Annotated in this window: 12 protein-coding genes; 7 read left to right on the top strand and 5 right to left on the bottom strand. The window is 69.8% G+C overall.

What is annotated here, in order from left to right; translation table 11 throughout:
* The first annotated feature begins 353 nt into the window (after positions 1-353).
* Positions 354-2,033 (top strand): ABC1 kinase family protein, encoded by a 1,680-nt coding sequence (locus NON22_RS03160; RefSeq protein ID WP_257385455.1) that lies wholly within the window; start codon positions 354-356, stop codon positions 2,031-2,033.
* Positions 2,034-2,148: 115 nt separating this feature from the next.
* Here NON22_RS03160 and NON22_RS03165 read toward each other — a convergent pair whose 3' ends face one another.
* Both NON22_RS03165 and NON22_RS03170 read right to left on the bottom strand, forming a co-directional pair.
* Positions 2,149-3,111: an SDH family Clp fold serine proteinase gene (locus NON22_RS03165; RefSeq protein WP_306673611.1), complete on the bottom strand. Its 963-nt coding sequence runs from the start codon at positions 3,109-3,111 to the stop codon at positions 2,149-2,151.
* A 245-nt stretch (positions 3,112-3,356) separates the two neighbouring features.
* Positions 3,357-3,815, bottom strand: a complete 459-nt coding sequence (locus tag NON22_RS03170) for a host attachment protein (RefSeq protein WP_257385457.1) — start codon at positions 3,813-3,815, stop codon at positions 3,357-3,359.
* A gap of 200 nt (positions 3,816-4,015) precedes the next feature.
* Between NON22_RS03170 and NON22_RS03175 the strand changes: the two genes are divergently transcribed.
* On the top strand, positions 4,016-4,240 hold the full coding sequence (locus NON22_RS03175) for a hypothetical protein (protein ID WP_257385458.1): 225 nt from the start codon (positions 4,016-4,018) through the stop codon (positions 4,238-4,240).
* 214 nt (positions 4,241-4,454) lie between these two features.
* On the opposite strand, the gene NON22_RS03180 is transcribed toward NON22_RS03175, so the two are convergent.
* A complete protein-coding gene (locus NON22_RS03180; protein WP_257385459.1) occupies positions 4,455-5,303 on the bottom strand; it encodes a hypothetical protein in 849 nt (282 codons plus the stop codon).
* 217 nt (positions 5,304-5,520) lie between these two features.
* Between NON22_RS03180 and NON22_RS03185 the strand changes: the two genes are divergently transcribed.
* From NON22_RS03185 to NON22_RS03200, 4 genes are all read left to right on the top strand, one after another.
* The gene (locus NON22_RS03185; protein ID WP_257385460.1) at positions 5,521-6,192 is read left to right on the top strand and encodes a hypothetical protein; all 672 of its coding nucleotides are present in this window, start codon (positions 5,521-5,523) and stop codon (positions 6,190-6,192) included.
* Positions 6,193-6,293: 101 nt separating this feature from the next.
* Positions 6,294-7,088, top strand: a complete 795-nt coding sequence (locus NON22_RS03190; protein WP_257385461.1) for a helix-turn-helix transcriptional regulator — start codon at positions 6,294-6,296, stop codon at positions 7,086-7,088.
* A gap of 271 nt (positions 7,089-7,359) precedes the next feature.
* A complete protein-coding gene (locus tag NON22_RS03195; RefSeq protein ID WP_257385462.1) occupies positions 7,360-7,770 on the top strand; it encodes a LysR substrate-binding domain-containing protein in 411 nt (136 codons plus the stop codon).
* A 151-nt stretch (positions 7,771-7,921) separates the two neighbouring features.
* Positions 7,922-8,644, top strand: coding sequence for an rRNA pseudouridine synthase (locus tag NON22_RS03200; RefSeq protein ID WP_257385463.1), 723 nt, complete (start codon positions 7,922-7,924; stop codon positions 8,642-8,644).
* Here the strand turns inward: NON22_RS03200 and NON22_RS03205 are convergent.
* On the bottom strand, positions 8,617-8,886 hold the full coding sequence (locus NON22_RS03205) for a hypothetical protein (protein WP_257385464.1): 270 nt from the start codon (positions 8,884-8,886) through the stop codon (positions 8,617-8,619). The genes NON22_RS03200 and NON22_RS03205 overlap by 28 nt on opposite strands.
* The gene (locus NON22_RS03210; protein ID WP_257385465.1) at positions 8,883-11,813 is read right to left on the bottom strand and encodes a choice-of-anchor D domain-containing protein; all 2,931 of its coding nucleotides are present in this window, start codon (positions 11,811-11,813) and stop codon (positions 8,883-8,885) included. The genes NON22_RS03205 and NON22_RS03210 overlap by 4 nt, the downstream gene beginning before the upstream one ends.
* Positions 11,814-12,048: 235 nt before the next feature.
* Between NON22_RS03210 and NON22_RS03215 the strand changes: the two genes are divergently transcribed.
* Positions 12,049-14,342: serine/threonine-protein kinase (locus NON22_RS03215; RefSeq protein WP_257385466.1), on the top strand; the 2,294-nt coding region annotated here is incomplete at its 3' end.

Here is a 14,342-nt window from a genome sequence, read left to right on the forward strand (position 1 = left end):
AAACTATCGCTCCGATTTACCGAAGCCGCTCGAGCACGACCGGCATCCTCTGCACGACAGGTCCGTCCGGAAGCCCGATCTCGCTCAATGGCGCAGGGGGCGGTCGAGGCGTCCCGTCGGCAGGTCCGGTAATGGCGATGACGGGTGAGCGCGAGTTGCGTCTGAAGGCAGCGTTCTGAGGCAGAATGGCCGCGAATTGCGGCTTCGGAAGCTCGACGTCATCCGAAGCTGCATGGATCTCCTCGTAGCTGGTGCGTGGCCCGGGCGAGGCTGAGCGGACTCGGTGACCTGTCCAGATCCTCCCTTATGTTGGCTCACCCCATGACGACGAGAGCGACGGAGCCGCGGCACCGATGTGGGACACCCTGATCGCCAGTTTCGACACCGCGCGCGTACAGACGCTCGCGGGCATCCTCGTGCGGCATGGCTTCGGCGACCTGCTGCGCCGGCTCGGCATCGCGCGTGCGCTGCACCGCGTCGAGGGCGCGGTGCCGGTCGAGCGGCTCGAGCACTGGATATCCCAGCCCGCGCCGGTGCGCGTGCGTCATGCGCTGGAGGAAATGGGGCCGTGCTTCGTCAAGCTCGGCCAGCTGCTCGCCACGCGCGTGGACCTGTTTCCGCCGGAATGGATCGCCGAATTCAGCCGCCTGCAGAATGCCGTGCCGCCGGTCCCGTTCGAGATACTGCGGCAAGAAATGCAGGAGGCGCTGGGGCAAGCGCCCGAGGCGGCGTTCCTGAGCATCGACGCTGCGCCGCTGGCGGCCGCATCGATCGCGCAGGTGCACCGCGCCCGGCTCGCCGACGGACGCGAGGTCGTCATCAAGGTGCGCCGCCCCGGCATACGTCCGCTCGTCGAGGCGGACATGCGGCTGCTGCAGTACGCCGCGCGCCGGATCGAGGCGCGCTTTCCCGAGCTGCGACGCTTCCATCCGGTCGGCATGGTGCGGCAGTTCCGCAACTCGCTGATGCAGGAGCTCGACCTCGCCGCCGAATGCCGCAACGCCGAGCGCATCGCGGCGGGCTTTTCCGACGATCCGCGCCTGATCGTGCCGGCGGTGCATTGGTCCTGCACCAGCGAACGCATGAACGTGCAGGACTACGTCGACGGGATTGCGCTGGCCGATCTCGCCGGTCTCGAGCGGGCCGGCGTCGATCGCGCGGCGATCGCTCGCACCGGCGCCCAGCTCGTGCTGAAGATGATGCTGCGCGACGGCTTCTTCCACGCCGATCCGCATTCGGGCAACGTCTTCGCGCTGGCCGACTCGCGCATCGCGCTGATCGATTTCGGCATGGTCGGCCGCCTGTCGCAGGCGCGGCGCGGCGAGGTCGTGCAGCTGCTGTTCGGACTCGTGGAACGCGACGCCGAACGCGTCTGCGCCGTGCTGCTGGACTGGGCCGGCGAGGCCGACGTCGACACGGCGGAGCTCGCGACCGACGTCGACGCCTTCATCGACCGCTACCACAGCGTGCCGCTCGCGCAGCTCGATCTCGCGCGCATGCTGCTCGACGTGACCGTGCTGCTGCGCCAGCATCGGCTCGCGCTGCCGGCAGACCTCGCGCTGCTGATCAAGGTCTGCCTGACCCTCGATGGGCTCGGCCGCCGCCTCGACCCGGCCTTCGACATGGCGACCCAGGCGCGGCCGTTCCTGCGCCGCGCGATGATCGAGCGTTATCGTCCCGCCACGCTCGCGCGGCGCGGCATGACCGCGCTGGCCGATTTCTCCGAGCTGATCGTTGCGGTTCCGCAGGAGCTGCGCCGGCTGCTGCGGACGTTGCGCGGCGGCAAGGCCGGCCTGCGCATGCAGGTCGAGGAACTGCGCGACTTCAGCCGCGACGTCAGCCATTCCGCGAACCGCCTCGCGGGCAGCCTCGTCATTGCCGCGCTGATCGTCGGTTCCTCGATCACGATGACCGTCAAGGGCGGGCCGACCTTGCTCGGCCTGCCATTCTTCGGCCTGCTCGGTTTCGTCGGCGCGTCGCTCGCCGGCGTCTGGCTGCTGTGGTCGATCTTCCGCAGCGGCGGCGGGCGCTGAGCCGCACGCGGGATGCGGGCCGCCGGACCGGCGAGAAACTCGACGAGTCGGTGAGATGGATGGCGAAGCGGCACGAATTCGCCGTGCCGTCCAGGCCGGAGCGGCGCGCAGGCGACTAGCCGCGTTGGACCGGCGGCGGGCTGTCGGCCGGGGTCACCGGATACCGGCGGCCGCGCCGCCCGGAGTTGCGCCCGTACTCGACGCTCGGCGGACGCCCCTTGGGCGCGGGATAGAGACTGATCATCTTCATGATCTCGTCGGGCATCGCCGTGTCCACCGGCAGGCCCAGGGCGGCCGCTTCATCGGACGTGATCGGATAGTCGTGCGTCCACTGTCCTTCGGAAAGCGCAGAGGCGACATGCTCGATCAGGTCCTCGCGCAGCCGGCCGGCCAGCAGCGAGGACACCGCGCGGCGTACCTGATCCAGCGCCATGCCTGCCTGGTCGTCGAGAATCAGCGTGTTGTCGTCGACGTCCTTGTCGTCCTTCCTGGCGACGGCGCGCCGGATCGACGCGGCCGGATAGCCGTCCAGCAGCGGATCGACCGGGCCGAGCACGGCGTGCTCGCACATCACGATACGGTCGGCGGCCAGCGCGATCAGCGTTCCGCCGGACATCGCGTAGTGCGGCACGAACGCCGTCACGGTGCCGCGATGGCGGCAGAGGGCGCGGGCGATCTGCAGCGCCGCGAGAACCAGTCCACCGGGCGTGTGCAGCACGATGTCGATGGGGCGGTCCGGCTCGGTTTCGAGGATGGCCCGGATGACCTGCTCGGAATCCTCGACGTCGATGTAGCGCATGAGCGGCACGCCGAAGAAACTCATGGTCTCCTGCCGGTGCACAAGCAGGATCACGCGGCTGCCGCGCGTGGCTTCGACCTGTGTGCGCAGCTGCACTCGCGCGTTCGTCAACAGACGTCGCGTGAGCAGCGGCTGCAGCATCGACGCGAACAGCAGCCACCACAGCAGATCGGTGCCGAACCAGGCAGGCATCGCGCTAGCAACCCTGTCGGCGAATGCCGGCCGCCTGGTCGGCGATCCGATCGCGAACGGGGCTCCCCAGCGCGGCTGCGCCGGCATTGGCGACGCGGACTGTCGATTTCATCGTCGGTCTCCTCGGACGGCTCCAGGCCAGGCCAGCTTGCGCGCTTCGCGGCGGATCGGCTTGACCGCCGTCAACTTCGGCGGCGCTTCGACGGAGTTCGACCGCGACCGGCGTCCGGTGCAGCGATCCGATCGGCCCGTATCGGCGACGAGGATGGCCGGGCTGTGGCGCTTGTCATCTCTATCGGCTGGAATCCGCGCGCGCCCGACTATCCGGCCGCTCAGGGTTGCGATGCGGACGGCGGCTCGCTTCCAGCGGCCAGGCGTTCGTTCAGTTGCGCCGCCCCGAGGGAGGTCAGGTCATGGCCGATCTCGCGTTTCAGCTGGCGCTTCAGTTCCTTGCCCAGGCGCGCATGCAGCAGACCGAGGAACCGCGGGGGCGCGAGCAGCACGAGTTCGTCGAAACGCCGGGCCATGCGCCCCTCGTCGAGGGCTTCGCACAACAGGCGGGCGAACGCCTGCTGGCTCTTGTCGCGATCGCTCAGATGCGGCTCGATCGCGTGCCGGGCGCTGTTCGCGCTCTCCTGCGAGCGGGGCAGGCGATCCGCATGCGCCTGGCGGCCTGGCGCATGTCCGTCCGGATTGGTGAAACAGGTGACTTCGACCGGAAGGTCCGCTCCGTCCTTGACGAACAATCGGGCCCGCGTACCGTTTGCGGCCAATATCCATGAACGTGCCATGGCGCTCTCCGCGACGAGGAAATGGAAACCTGGGCGCATTCGAGCGCGCCGCCGCGACGCCGGTATTGATCCAGATCAACGGCGCGCTGCATGCCGGCATGGACGCCGTTTGCGGAGACCGATGCGCATTTGATCCGCGTCAACACGCTGCAGGAAGCCGTGCGTAAGGTGGAAGGCCGCACGAAGCAGGAGAGCACGACATGTCGCGTGGTTCCACTGCCAAGCCGCGCAAGAGCGGTGCCGATCGCCACGCCGCGCGCCGTCGTCGCGCCGAAGCCGAATCCGCACGGAGCAGTCGCGAGCAGGAGCGCGACCGCACGCCGGCCGGAAAAGAGCAGGGCAGGGGCAGCGACCCCAGATCGATGGGCGACGCCGGCGATCTCGAACAATGGCTCGACGCGGAGCGACTGCTGGGATTCCTTTGAGCGCATCGGCACACCGGAAAATATCCCTCGCATGGCTGCGTCCGGAACGTCGCGAGCCGGTCCGTGCCTGGCGGCGTCGACAGAGGAGACGCATCCGCCGTGGCGACCGGAATAGCCGGCGTCGCGGCACGATCCGGATCGCAGGCAGAGGGCGGATGTGCTTTCTTAGCCGGTCCCACGGCGGCGGAATCCCCGTCGGCACGGACTATCCGGACTACCGACGCGCGCCGCCGCCGCGGATTCCCTGCTTGAAGCGCTCGAATTCCGCTTCGGAAACGGGGGCGGCAGGCACGCCTCCCCAGGTCTCGCCCGGAGCGACGCGTGAACCGGGCAGCAGCACCGAGTGGGGCAGGACCACCGCGTCGTCACCGACCACCACGTCGCCCATGATCGTTGCCTTCTGGCCTATCGTGACGCGGTCGCCGATCCGTACCGGAGCTATCGTCAGGTGGCCGCCGCCGCCGTAGTGCGCGAACAGATGTGCGCTGCCGCCGATGACGACATCGTCGCCGACCGCGATCAGGCGCGGATCGGAAATCAGCTCGGTGTTCACGAAAGCGCGGCGGCCGATGCGCATGCCCATCGCGCGCAGGAACACGATGCCGAACGGCGTGAGCGTCACGAACGGCAGGAACGTAAAGCGCACGAGATAGAAAAGCGCGTTGTGCAGCAACCATGGCACCGCGGCGATCGAATAGTAGCTGCCGTGAAACGGCTTTACGCGGGTCGGCAGGATCCAGTTGAAGATCGGCACGACGATCAGCAGCGCGAAGCCGCCGGCGAAAAACGCCGTTCCGATTCCTAGACCCATGTGCAGATACCGCCAGATTCCGGCGGCGGGCCATCGGCCGATCCAGAACGCCAGGAGCGCGAGCGCCGGCGCCAGTGCGAGCGCCAGCGCCGCGGCGGCGACGGCATAGACGATGAGGGTGGCCGCGACATGGGAAGCGAGCCCGAAGCGCCGGATGACCCGGTCAAGCATTCCCCGTGCAGGCGGGTTGAATGCCGTGCGCAAATCGTCGGCGGAGGCGCGTTTCGTCGGCATGGAACGACCGCTGGACATGACGAGCCTCGTCACCCCGGAATTGCGGGCAGCTTAGCGGCCGGCCCGACGCGCCTGGTTGACGTGCATCAAGCACGTGCCAAAGACGCGGCCGTCGATCGGTATCGCCGCGCGGCGCCCCCTGTCTGAATCGACAGGGGGCGCGTTCACGGCGCGCGCGGGCTGCCTATAACGCGTATCGCGCCGCTCCGGCGCGCCCCCTGAAATCGAGGTTTCCATGATCCGCTCGTCCCTGCATGCCGCCATCGCGGCCGGTCTCGTGTCCGTTCTCGCCTGCAGCGCCGCCGGCGCGCAGGAACTTGTACCGAGCTTCACCGACAGGCTCGTCGCCGATGACGGCATGACGCTCGTTTCCGACGGCCTGTATGCACAGGCCGTCGGCACGACCGAGTCCTACGTGGCCGTCGGCCCGTCCGGACACCGGGCGCTGCTGCAGAAGCTGCGCGAACTGCGCAAAGCGCCGACGAAAGGTGGCACCGCCTCCGGGCCGCTCGACGAACTCACCGCGCTGCTGAGCGGACCGGTTCCGCTGAACCAGGACGTCTACGGCGACTGCACCGGCATCCACCCGGGCGCGACCGGCCCGTTCGAGGCGCGTGCGCTCGCCGGCGGCGGCGGCCCCTACGGCGCGAGCGGACTCGCGGCGAACAGCTCCAGCCCGACCATCGCGACGAAGAACCGCGTGTACGTGACCGTCTACGACGCCGACGGCATCGTCGTCGGCCAGCAGGAAACGATCACCTACGGCAACACGCTCGCCGTCGCGTCGGCGTACGCGCCGCAGGGCCGCGGCTGCTCGGCCGATTCCCTGGCCACCGTGACCTGTCCCGGCGCCACGCGGCCGGCGATCACCGCAATAGCGCACAACCTGAGCTGCACCGTTCACTGACGAGCACGGCAGGCTCGCACCACCCGGGGCGGGCCTGCCTCGACGCGTACTCATCGACAACAGTCCCCGTTACCATAGGAGCACGATTGCACTAGTTGGCATTGCTGCCAAGAATCAAGTTCCCCCTATCGCCGATGCAGCTCGAGGACTGGGACGACGCCGACGCCATCCTGCGCGCGGCCACGCAGGCGGACCTGAGCCGCATCGCGACGCGCTTCGCGCAGCGCTGGGGATACGACTACCACGGCTACTCGGCGCGACTCGTCGTGCCGCCGTCCGGCAACGGGCCCGACACGCGGCTGTTCGGCAACTTTCCGAGAGAATGGGTGCAGCGCAACGGCGCGCTGCGTGCCGAAGAAACCGGCGTAGACGGCAAGGAACGCGAAGATCCGCGCGTACGCCACGCGCGCGCCGGATTGCCCGTGACGTCGTGGACCGTATCGGGCGGCATCGGCTACACGCGTGCCGATCTGCGCCAGGTCGCCAGGCCGCTGCTGCGGCAGGCGGGCGAGGCGGGCATGACCGGCGGGCTCACGATTCCGCTCGCCGCGCCCGGCACCCAGTGGGCGATGATGACGTTCTCGACACGGCAGCGCTGCACCTTGCGCGATCTCGCTCCGTCGATCGCGCCGGCGCTGTACTTCGCCTCATGCCTGCAGGCCGCACTGTCGCTCGCCGCCGGCGATCGCGACCGGCGTCCCGGCCTGAGCCCCCGCGAGCGCGAAGTGCTGCACTGGGCCGCGATCGGCAAGACGTCCTGGGAGATCTCCGTGATCCTGGGCACCAGCGAACGCACCGTGAACTTCCACCTGTCCAACGCCGCACGCAAGCTCGACACCCGAGGACGCAGCGCGACCTGCGCGCGGGCGTTGGCGTTGGGGTTCATTGCGCTGTAGAACGGCACGCGCCAGACGCGTGCCGGCAAGTCAGCGTAGTCCCGGCAGTCGAGTTGACGGGCTGAGTTGCGCCGTCCGAATGGCCGGGAAGGCATGAAGGGCAGGAGTTGGTCGCGGGAGGAGCGAGCTCGGGGCGAATGTTCGCTGTGAGAGGATCGTCTCTAATTTGACATAATATATATATGCGTTGATAACGACGCCGCCGAGCCCCGGACTCGGATTAACGCTTCACGTTTTTCGGTTCGATTCTTCAGAATGCTCCCGGCACGCGATGCGGCATACCGCTCTCCTCAAAAGCTTCGTCCTCGGCGACCCGACGCCGAACGATCTCGTGCGGCACGACATCATTGCGTCGATCGCGGCACGCCCGTCGAACGACTGGGAGTTCGGCCGCGCGCAGCGCAGCGTCGTCGCCGTCCGGCCGCGCCTGTCCTGCACGACGAACGCGGCGACCATCGACGCCGCGATCGACGGCCGCGGGCTGACGCGCGTGTTGCTGTACCAGGTTGCCGCGGCGCTCGCGAGCGGAGAGCTCGTCGCCGTGCTGCAGGAGTACGAGGAAATGCCGTGGCCGATCCACGTCATGCACAGCGACGGCCGCCGCGTCAGCGCAAAGGTCCGCGCGTTCGTCGACCTCGCCGTTGAACGGTTGTCCGGAAATTCACTGATAGGCCCGACGTGAGCGTCTCCGCTCAGCCGACGACGTCAAAAGGACGTTCCTGCAATGACTCGCCCGAAGGAGTTCGCGATGGCACCCTGCCCTGTTTCGGCCGCACCGGCGTTGCGGGTAGCGCCGCTTACAATGGCAACTTCGAATTCCCACGGCGCCCGCCATGACTGAACCCGTTCGTCTTTCCAAACGCCTTGCGGCGCTGATCGGCTGCTCTCGCAGCGAAGCCGAGCAATACATAGAAAACGGCTGGGTCAGCGTCGATGGCAGAACGGTCGAGGAGCCGCAATTCAAGGTTTCCGACAACATCGTCAGCCTGGACCCGGCGGCCAGCCTGGATGCAGTGCAACCCGCGACCATTCTGTTGCACAAGCCCGAAGGCGCGAGTGCCGCAGAAGGCGCGGATCTTGCGTGGCAGAAGATTTCGCCGGATACGCGCAGCGCCGACGACAATTCCGGCGTCCGTGCACTGAAGCGCCATTTTCGCCGGCTCGCCATTCCCTTGGGGCTTGAGTCCGACAGCAGCGGCCTGATCGTGCTCACCCAGGATTGGCGCGTTTCCCGGCGATTGATCGAGGAAACGCTCAGGATCGAGCAAGAGTATGTGGTGGAAATCAGCGGCGAGCTGGTGCCGGGCGGTCTCGCACTGCTCAACCACGGACTGAGTTTCGGCGGTTGGCCCCTTGCGCCCTGCAAGGCGAGCTGGCAGAGCGAAAACCGCCTGCGTTTCGCGATCAAGGCGCCGCAGCCCAGCCAGTTGCGCGCGATGTGCGTCCAGGTCGGGCTGACGCCTCTGACGGTCAAGCGCATTCGCATCGGGCGTATCGCGATGGGCAAGCTGCCCGTCGGGCAGTGGCGCTATTTGCCGGTGAACGAGCGGTTCTGAATTGCGCGCCGATTCGGCATGACGCTGCCGACCAAGGACACGAAATCGGGCGATCCCGCGCCCCGCCATTTCAAGCCCCGCGATTCCCGGAGCAGCACGGCTCGGCATGCTCCGAACTCCCCGCGGAATGCAAAAAAGCACATCGTCGTTACCCGGCGGAACTGCCGGAGGCGCCAGCCGGCCGATCGCCCGTCGATCGCGGAAAGCGCGGCGGCGACATCGCCGCCGCGCTCGACGATCAATCGCCCTGCGGTTCGAAGCCGTTGCGGAAGATCGCCTCGGAAGCGCCGATGCCCGCGCCGCGCAAGGTGATCGTCGCAGGCCCCGTGACGGCGGTGCTGGCGATCGTCACCGTCGCTTCCACGGTGCCGACGGCCGTCGGCTGCAACGTGAACTCCACCTCGCAGGACTGCTGCGGCGCCAGCGTGAAGGGCGTGCCTGGGCAGCTGCCGCCGGTGCGCGTGAACGGCGCGACCGGCGTGCTCACCGCGGTGACGTCGAGCGCGCTCGTGCCGCTGCTCCTGAGCGTCGCGCGACGCACTACGCGATGGCCCGGCGCGATGCCGCCGAAGTCGATCGTCGATGCGGTGGCAAGGCCCGGCCCGTTCGCCGTTACCTCGAGCGTCACCGGCACCACGACGAACGGATCGGTCGCGTTGCTCGCCACGCAGACGTTCGCCGCGTAGGTGCCGGCGGCGAGGCCGGCCGTGTTCAGCGACAGCGACATCGGCTGCGCCGTGCCCGGCGCGACCGCGCCCGACGTCGGCGAGACCGGCAGCCACGCCGGCAGCGTGCAGTCGACCGGCGGCGCAGGCGTCGTGCCGCTGACGAAGAGCACGAGTTGCATGTTCGCAAAACCAATATCGGCGAGATCCGTCGGGTCCGTCGCGCCGCACAGCGGCGAGGCGATGTACGAGGGCGCGGTCTGGCCGTCCGGATTCGTGCCGAAGTAGAACACGCCGCCGTCGTCGCCGAGATCCGGCACGGCGATCTCGGCCACGAGCGTCGCATCGGCCGGCACGGTGGCGGCCACCGGTACCGTCACGAGCGTCGCGTTCTGCGGATCGAGCGCCACCGTCGCGGTGCCGATGCGCGTCATGTTGGTGTACTGGAGGTCGCCCGACACGGTGTACAGGTTCACGGCAATCGTCGCCGCCACGGTGAGGTTCTCCACCGCGAACGTGACGTTCGTGACCGAGAGCGGGCCGTCGATGCCGAAATCCGCCAGCGTGAACGTGCGCAGATACTGGTTGGCGTTGGTGAAGCCCGTGGTGTTGTCGGCGCAGGCGATGGAGTTGCCGGAGACGATGTCGTTCGACGCCGAGTGCGTGAGCGTGTGCGCGACCGGCGGCACGCCGTTCGGCATCGCCGGCGTGCGGCGTCCACTCGTCGCTTGCGAGCGCGCGAAGCGCGTCGTGTCGACGTGCGACAGATCCGCCGTCGCGCGCGGCACCGTGGCGCGGCCCAAGGTGCGATGCACGCCCGCCGGCCGGCCCGCCTGCTGCGTGACCTGCCAGTTCAGCGTTCCGCTCGTACCGATGTGGCGCACGGCGACGATCTCGTTCGTCGACGCGCCCTGCGCGAGCGTTGCCGACACGCTGCCCGGCTCGATCGCGATCTGCGGCGGCGGCGGCACGCCGTTGCCGGAGAGGTCGACGAAGGCCACGCCGGCACTGCCGGGCACGACGAGCTTCGCGGCGTAGCCGGCGATCGCCGCGGGCGCGAACCTCACGTCCGCGCTGCAGCTCGCGCCGGAGGCGATGCGCTGGCCCGAGCAGGTGTCGTTGGCGAGCGAGAAGCTCGCGGCGTCGGCATCGATGAACAGCAGTTGCCCGAGGAACATGTCGGCCGTGCCGGTGTTGCGCACGGCCACGGTGCGTGCGGGCGTGGTGCCGGTCGCGACGTCGCCGAAATCGAGCGCGGCGGGCGCGACGGCGAGCTCGGCCACGCCGAGCGTCAACGCGTAGGCCTTGCCGGCCTCGGTGTTCTCGCCGACTTTCGCGCGCGGCGCGCCGGCCGCGACGGTGGTGCCGGAAAGGCCGAGCGCCGTGCCGAACTGGTCGCCCTGGGCGAAGTCCACGGCGGTGATGTGCGAGGTTTGCGTCCACGTGCCGGTGCTGCGCGAGAACGCGTAGATCGCGCCGCGATCGAGATCGACGCCCGACAGCGCGCCGGACAGCGGTGCGCCGACCAGTGCGGTGTCGCCGTCGAGCGCGACGGCTACGCCGAACAGGTCGCCGGCGGCACCGTCGGCGGCGACGAGCTTGGCTTCCTGCGTCCACGCCGAGCCGCTGCGCACGAAGGCATAGGCCGCGCCCTGGTCGGACGCTGCGCCGACGTCCGCGCCGCGCGAGCCGATCAACGCGCGGTCGCCATCCAGCGCCACCGAGATGCCGAACTCGTCGGAGAAACCGGCATCGCCGGCCACGAGCTTCGCCTGCTCGCTCCAGGCGCTGCCGCTGCGCACGAACACATAGGCAGCGCCGGCGAACGAAGTGCCGTTGCCTTCGGCCTGGTGCGCACCGGCGACGATGGTATCCCCGTCGATCGACACCGCGCTGCCGAGGTTGTGGAACGCCGCGCCGTCGCTCGCGACCAGCTTGGCCTGCTGCGTCCACGTCGCGCCGCTGCGCACGAACACGTATACGGCGCCCTGCACGTTCTCGCCGCCGATGAACGTGCTCGGTGCGCCGACGGCGATGGTGTCGCCCGACAGCGCGACGGCCATGCCGAAGTCGCTGAAGCCTTCGCCGTCGCTCGCGCTGAACTTGGCGGTCTGCGTCCACGTCGTGCCGCTGCGCGTGTAGACGTACGCGGCACCGGTGGCGTCCTGCACGCCGTCGGCATTCGCGGCGCCGACGACGATGGTGTCGCCGGCGATGGCGACGGCGCGACCGTAGTTGGTGAACGCTTCCGGGTCGGCCGCGACGAGCCGCGCCTGGCGCACCCAGCCGTCGCCGCTGCGCACGTAGACGTAGGCGGCGCCGTAGCCGTCGTTGCCGTCGACGCGGGCGAGCGTCGAGGTGACGACGGCCGTGTCGCCGTCCACCGCGACCGCACTGCCCCAGCCTTCCCACGCGTTGCCGTCGATGGCGAGCGGCACCTGCGCCGGCGCGACGGCGTAGGCCGGCAGCGCCGCGAAAGCCGCCGCCGACAGCAGCGACCTCATCCAAACCCGTACCCGCGACAGACGTCGCGACCGCTTTTCTTCTACTGCAATGCTCACGGCTCCTCCTGCATGACGATGGGCTCGACGCGAGTCGAGCGTGGCGAATCACCGGACGCGCGCCCGTCGCCGTCCGGTCATCCCGCCGTAACGCGCAGGAAACGGAAAAATCTGGTCACGCCCCCGCGCGTCGCGGGCGCGTGGCTTAACATCGGCCGTTCGTCGATGAGGAAGGACCATGTACCAGGCCGCGACACGCGATGCCGAGGCCGCGCGCTATCGCCGCGCCGGCGCGCTCGTGCACGCGCTACTCGACCTGCCGCCGGAGCAGCGCGACGACGCCCTGATCGAGGCCTGCGCCGGCGACGACGCGCTGCGCGACGAAGCGCGCTGGCTGCTCGCCGCGGCCGAGGACGACGAGGCCGACGCGCTGCCGCCGGCGCCGGTCCTCTCCGCCTGCGACCTGCACCTCGCCGCGCCGACGCCGCGCGACTACCGCGTGCTCGAGGCCATCGGCGAAGGCGGCATGGGCGTGGTGTATCTCGCCGAACGCGTGGACGGCGACCTGCGCCAACGCGTCGCGCTCAAACTGCTGCGCTTCGCCGTGCCGGCCGACAGCCATCAGTACCGCCGCTTCGCCACCGAGCGGCGCATTCTCTCGGCGCTCGCGCATCCGAACATCGCGCGCCTGGTCGACGGCGGCGTCACGGCGGAGGGCCTGCCCTTCCTCGCGATGGAATACGTCGACGGCGAACGCATCGACGCCTGGTGCGATCGTCATGCGTTGACCCTGCGCCAACGCGTGACGCTGTTCCTCAAGGTGTGCGGCGCCGTCGACTACGCGCACCGGCAGCTCGTGATCCATCGCGACATCAAGCCGTCGAACATTCTCGTCGGCGCCGACGGCGAGCCGAAGCTGCTCGACTTCGGCATCGCCCGCCTGCTCGACGACGACGTCGAGCACACGCAGACCGACCTGCGCGCACTCACGCTCGCCTATGCGAGCCCGGAGCAGATCGAAGGCGCGCCGCTCGGCACGGCGAGCGACGTCTATTCGCTCGGCATGGTGCTGTACGAGCTAGTCGCGGGCGCCCGGCCGTTCGCGGTCGGCGAATCGACGCACCGGCTCTCGCGCGCCATCCTCTCCGGCGACATGCCGGCGCCGAGCCGCCTCGCGCGCGAACGTACCGGCGACGCGCTGCCGCGCACGCGGCGCGTGCCGGCAGACGTCGACGCCATCGTGCTCAAGGCGCTGCGTTCGGAGCCGGCGCATCGCTACGCGTCGGCCGGTGCGCTCGCGGCCGATCTGCAGCGCTGGCTCGCCGCGCGGCCCGTGCACGCACAGCGCGGCAACTGGACGTATCGTCTGGGCCGCTTCGCCTGGCGCCGCCGCTGGTGGCTCGCCGGCGCGCTCGTCGTCACGGCGTTGCTTGCCGCGTTCCTGCTCGATCGCGACGCGCAGCACGCGCGCATCGCCGTCGAACGCGACCGCGCACGCGCCGTGGCGCGCTTCATGGACGATTTGTTCGAAAACACCGACTCGCTGCACCGCCGCGGCGAAGACGTGACGGTGCGACAGATGCTCGACCTCGGGGCCGCGAGCCTCGCCTCGCGCGGCGACATGGCGCCGGAGCAGCACGCCGCGCTGCTGTTCGCCACGGGCCGCGCCTACAATGCGCTCGGGCGCAGCGACGATGCCGCGCCGCTGCTGGAACGCGCGCGCGCCGCGCTCGTCGAAGCGCACGCGCCGGACGAACAGCTCGCGCCGGTGGAACTCGCACTCGCCGCGGCGTACAGCGGCAGCCGTCGTCTCGCCGAAGCCGTCGCCGCCGACGAACGCGCACTCGCGCGCTACGCGACGCTGCCCGCGCACCATGCCGACGAGATGGCGCAGGCGCAGATCCGCGCGCTGCACAACCACGCGGTGACGCTCGACCGGCCGCTAGCCGACATCCGCCGCGATCTCGACGCCGTACTCGCGTCGCTCGAACAGCGCGAAGCGCCGGTGGCGCTGCGCGTCGCCGCTTGGCGCGCAATGACGATGGCCTGGGGCGACGACAACGCCGGGGCCACCGCCGCCGCGGAACGCGCGATGAGCCTGGCGCAACGCGCGTATCCGGCGGGCGATCCCCGCCTCCTGCCCGTGCGCTACGCCTACGTCACGGCGTTGCAGGAACGCGAGCCGGAGCGCGCCGCCGAGCTGATGCCGGCCTTGATCGGCGACTACGAACGGCGCCTCGGCGCCAGCGCGACAGTGGCGTCGCTGCTCGGCAACTACGGCAGCCTGCTCACGCGCCTCGGCCGCGCCGCCGACGCACTGCCCGTGTTCGCGCGCGCCGCGGAGATGGCGCGCGCAACCGGCGGCGAAGACGGCGAAATGTACGCCTGGGCCGTCGCCAACACGGCCGGCGCGCATCTCGCGCTCGGCGACGCGGCGCGCGCCGAAGCGCTGGTCCGCCGCGTGCTTCCGGGGCTCGTCAGGCGTGCACAGTCCGGCGGCGCGACGGAGGCGCAGGTCTTCCTCGCCGCGGC

Source organism: Tahibacter caeni (assembly GCF_024609805.1).
In the GTDB taxonomy this organism is placed as follows: Bacteria; Pseudomonadota; Gammaproteobacteria; order Xanthomonadales; family Rhodanobacteraceae; genus Tahibacter; species Tahibacter caeni.

Bases quoted from the DNA above. Each gene is read 5' to 3' on its own strand.
- NON22_RS03160 (WP_257385455.1), top strand. From the start codon at position 354: ATGTGGGACACCCTGATCGCCAGTTTCGACACCGCGCGCGTACAGACG.
- NON22_RS03165 (WP_306673611.1), bottom strand. From the start codon at position 3,111: ATGCCGGCGCAGCCGCGCTGGGGAGCCCCGTTCGCGATCGGATCGCCG.
- NON22_RS03170 (WP_257385457.1), bottom strand. From the start codon at position 3,815: ATGGCACGTTCATGGATATTGGCCGCAAACGGTACGCGGGCCCGATTG.
- NON22_RS03175 (WP_257385458.1), top strand. From the start codon at position 4,016: ATGTCGCGTGGTTCCACTGCCAAGCCGCGCAAGAGCGGTGCCGATCGC.
- NON22_RS03180 (WP_257385459.1), bottom strand. From the start codon at position 5,303: ATGTCCAGCGGTCGTTCCATGCCGACGAAACGCGCCTCCGCCGACGAT.
- NON22_RS03185 (WP_257385460.1), top strand. From the start codon at position 5,521: ATGATCCGCTCGTCCCTGCATGCCGCCATCGCGGCCGGTCTCGTGTCC.
- NON22_RS03195 (WP_257385462.1), top strand. From the start codon at position 7,360: ATGCGGCATACCGCTCTCCTCAAAAGCTTCGTCCTCGGCGACCCGACG.
- NON22_RS03200 (WP_257385463.1), top strand. From the start codon at position 7,922: ATGACTGAACCCGTTCGTCTTTCCAAACGCCTTGCGGCGCTGATCGGC.
- NON22_RS03210 (WP_257385465.1), bottom strand. From the start codon at position 11,813: ATGAGGTCGCTGCTGTCGGCGGCGGCTTTCGCGGCGCTGCCGGCCTAC.